Below are 3,122 nucleotides of genomic sequence, written 5' to 3'. Positions count from 1 at the left end.
GCGGTCGTCTCGAACATGTCCATGATGCGCTCGGGCGTCATCCGGGTCACGACGACGCCCCGGCGCGGGCGCACCTCGACGAGGCCGCTCACCGCGAGCTGGCGCAGGGCCTCGCGGACGGGTGTGCGCGAGGCGCCGAACCGGTCGGCGAGGTCCTGCTCGTCGAGGGCGATCCCCGCCGCGAGCGTGCCCGCGGCGATCTCGTCCGTCAGCGCGTTGCGGATCTGGTCCGAGAAGAGGCCCCGATCCTCGGCAAACTCATCCCTGCCAAGTCCCTCGAGATGTTCTGGGTCGAGAGACGTGCGCAGAGGCATGCTTCATCCCACCAGAGCGCGCACGATCAGGAAGAACAGCGATGGGCCAACGAGGCAGCCGATGCCGGTGTGGAAAGTCGCCGTCAACGCGCCGTAGGGCACAAGCTTGGGGTCGGTTGCGGCTAGGCCGCCCGCCACGCCGCTGACCGTGCCCATCAGGCCGCCAAAGGCCATGGCTGAGCGCGGATTGTCGAGGCCGATGAACTTTGCCACCAGAGGCGTGCCGACCATCACCATCACAGCCTTGGTGACCCCGGTGGCAATCGACAGGGCCATAACGGTGGAATCGGCCCCGATCGCCGCCCCTGTCACCGGACCGACGATGTAAGTAACGGCGCCTGCCCCGATCGTCGTGATCGAAACTGCGTCGTGATAGCCGAAGGACACGGCCGTCAGTGCTCCCACGACGAAGGGCAGGATGGTGCCGAGCGCCAGTGCCACCACCCCGATGATGCCGGCCTTCCGAGCCTCGATGACGTCGACCTCAAAGGCGGTCGCCACGATGGCGAAGTCCCGCAGCATGGCCCCACCCATCAGGCCGATGCCGGCGAGCGCCGGGATGTCGGCGACCCCCTTCTTCCCACCCGTGTAAACCCCAGCGAAGTACGCGAACACCAAGCCGAGCACGATGGCGATCGCCGAGCCATGGACGCGCCCATGGGTCAAGCGCTTGCCAACGACGTTCGAGACCAGGATGAGAGCGCCAACTACGGCGAAGGCTGCGACGAGACTCTGCTCGACGAAGACGTGTTCGATCATGTGCGGCATCGCTCTCAACCCCTCGCATCGGAGAGGGAGGATCCCGCGGCAGGGGCTGTAGCATTCGGCGCGGAGGGCTTCTGGATGGCAGGATCCCACACGGGTGGCTCGTCGTAGACATCACCTGCGATCACTGAGCCGCCATGCTCGACCACCGGATTCGGCCCAGCTTCCCGGCGTCCGATCCGGCCGAGGAGCGCTACGCAGGCGAAGCAGAGGAGCAGTGAACCTGTAGCCGCAATGACCACGATAGGGCCGCCGCTCACGGCCGCTACGACGTTCTGCTGCGCTGCCATAGCGACCACGATCGGGATGTACATCGTCGACCAAAATTCGATACCCAGCGTGACGCCGTGACTGAGCCTGCCGTGGCGGATCATCCAGACCCGGGCGGCGATGAGCAGGATCATGGCGAGACCGACGCCGCCGACATTGGCCTTCACGCCGAGGGCAACCCCGAGAAGATCGCCGAGATAGACCCCGATCAGGGTGCAGAGGGCGAGGAGCGCGACACCGAAGATGGTCATCGGGCATTCTCCTGCGTTGAGGGTAAAGTGCGGGCGTACTCTGCGCAGGAACTGAGGCTGGTTCTTCCGTTGGTCGGGCTCATGGTACGCCATCCTCCTTGACTTTTTTTGATTCGGCGTCCTTCTCCTTCGGTATACGATACAGCTTAAATTTTCCACAAAAGAGTACAAACTTGGCATTAAACAGGTCGTAAACATACGCCATCTGCATATGGCTACGTTTCTGTATATCGCGCGAATGCAGAGGCGCGGGGTATCAGCTTGGCGGCGAGGGCGTACTTGCTGCTGGGTGCTCTGACCAGCTGGTTTTGGACCGGGCTGACTGAGAGGATCGGCCGAGACCAAAGGAGCCGGAGATGAGACGAGGACAGAGGCCGCATTCGTCGCTGGGCTACCGGCTGCCTGCGCCCGTCTCCGTCCCGGGCACAGGGTTCCGTCTACCCATGGCCGCTACCCTGCAGTAGATGCGCAACTGGCTCGGTCCAAAATAACGGTCAAGGCTTGCATGTCAGAAATATTGCCAAGCTCTGGTGGACGAGATGTCGAAACGCTGTGATGAGGCACGCGCCAGGCGTCGATTCCATTGCAATTGATGCATCAGTTCAGCGCAACGTCCAGACCACTGGGAGGTCGTTCAGCACGCGGACGCTTGGAAACGGATTGTGCTTCTTGTTGAGTTGGGATTAGCGTGCTGCAAGCGCTCGCGCCACGGATGAGCGGGATGATCTGGGCAACCGACAGCGACGGGCTTCAGACGTACGTTAGTCCTGAGTGGTGTACCTTCACAGGGCAACAGCCGGGTGAGGTGCTCGGTCTTGGATGGCTCGACGCGGTCCATCCCGAGGATCGGGATCACATCAGAATGTTCTTCCTAGACGCGACCGCATCCAGGGAGGAGTTCACGATGCGCTATCGGCTGCGGCACACGAGCGGTCGATATATCTGGGTCGTCGACGGTGCAGTCCCATCATTCGGACCACCTCATCGCACCTTCCTGGGGTATCTTGGCTCGGTAGTCGAGATTGCACCGAGCGCGTCTGACGTCCTGACGGCCTTCGGTAGCAAGGGATCATTCCAGCCGCCTGTTTCCAGGGACCACGAGCCGGCGCGGTCGCCTTTCGATCTCATCGCTGATCACGTCCTGATCGCCCACACGTTCGCGGCTGAAACCGACGACAAGGAGGTCAAACGCGCACTCGACCTCGTGCTGCGCGTGTTGCGTGTTCGGCTGAACGCTGCGCCCCATGAGCCCTACGGCGCAGAGGGTTTTCACTAATCGCGAACCTTCCGCCTTCGGGTGGCTGGGGCGCTCACATCCAGCCGATCCCTCCTGCCGGACATCGCCCGCGAGGAGATCCCCACCTTACCTCCTGCCGCCAAGCCAGACTGTGCTGGTCGTCGGCAGTCAGAGCCGCCTTCAACAGATCGGCTAGAGCGATTTCCACTTACTCCGGATCGTAACCGGCGGCGGCGAAGTAGTTGGCGCACTCGGCTGGCGTGAAGGCGTCGAGAAGATCGCCGA

The 3,122-nt window shown here is 62.9% G+C and carries 4 protein-coding genes; 1 reads left to right on the top strand and 3 read right to left on the bottom strand.

From position 1 onward, the window contains the following. From J2X36_RS26685 to madL, 3 genes are all read right to left on the bottom strand, one after another. On the bottom strand, positions 1-314 hold a 314-nt coding region (locus J2X36_RS26685), incomplete at its 3' end, for a GntR family transcriptional regulator (RefSeq protein WP_310355232.1). A gap of 3 nt (positions 315-317) precedes the next feature. Beyond that, positions 318-1,082 carry a malonate transporter subunit MadM gene (gene madM, locus J2X36_RS26680; protein WP_132256649.1) on the bottom strand — a complete coding sequence of 255 codons (765 nt, stop codon included), beginning with the start codon at positions 1,080-1,082 and terminating at the stop codon, positions 318-320. 5 nt (positions 1,083-1,087) lie between these two features. Continuing rightward, positions 1,088-1,600 carry a malonate transporter subunit MadL gene (madL, locus tag J2X36_RS26675; protein ID WP_132256647.1) on the bottom strand — a complete coding sequence of 171 codons (513 nt, stop codon included), beginning with the start codon at positions 1,598-1,600 and terminating at the stop codon, positions 1,088-1,090. A gap of 712 nt (positions 1,601-2,312) precedes the next feature. Between madL and J2X36_RS26670 the strand changes: the two genes are divergently transcribed. Then, positions 2,313-2,876, top strand: a complete 564-nt coding sequence (locus tag J2X36_RS26670; protein ID WP_310355234.1) for a PAS domain-containing protein — start codon at positions 2,313-2,315, stop codon at positions 2,874-2,876. Positions 2,877-3,122: the final 246 nt, after the last annotated feature.

Source organism: Methylobacterium sp. BE186 (assembly GCF_031457035.1).
Taxonomy (GTDB): Bacteria; Pseudomonadota; Alphaproteobacteria; order Rhizobiales; family Beijerinckiaceae; genus Methylobacterium; species Methylobacterium segetis.
This window is presented reverse-complemented; position numbering and strand designations above follow the sequence as displayed.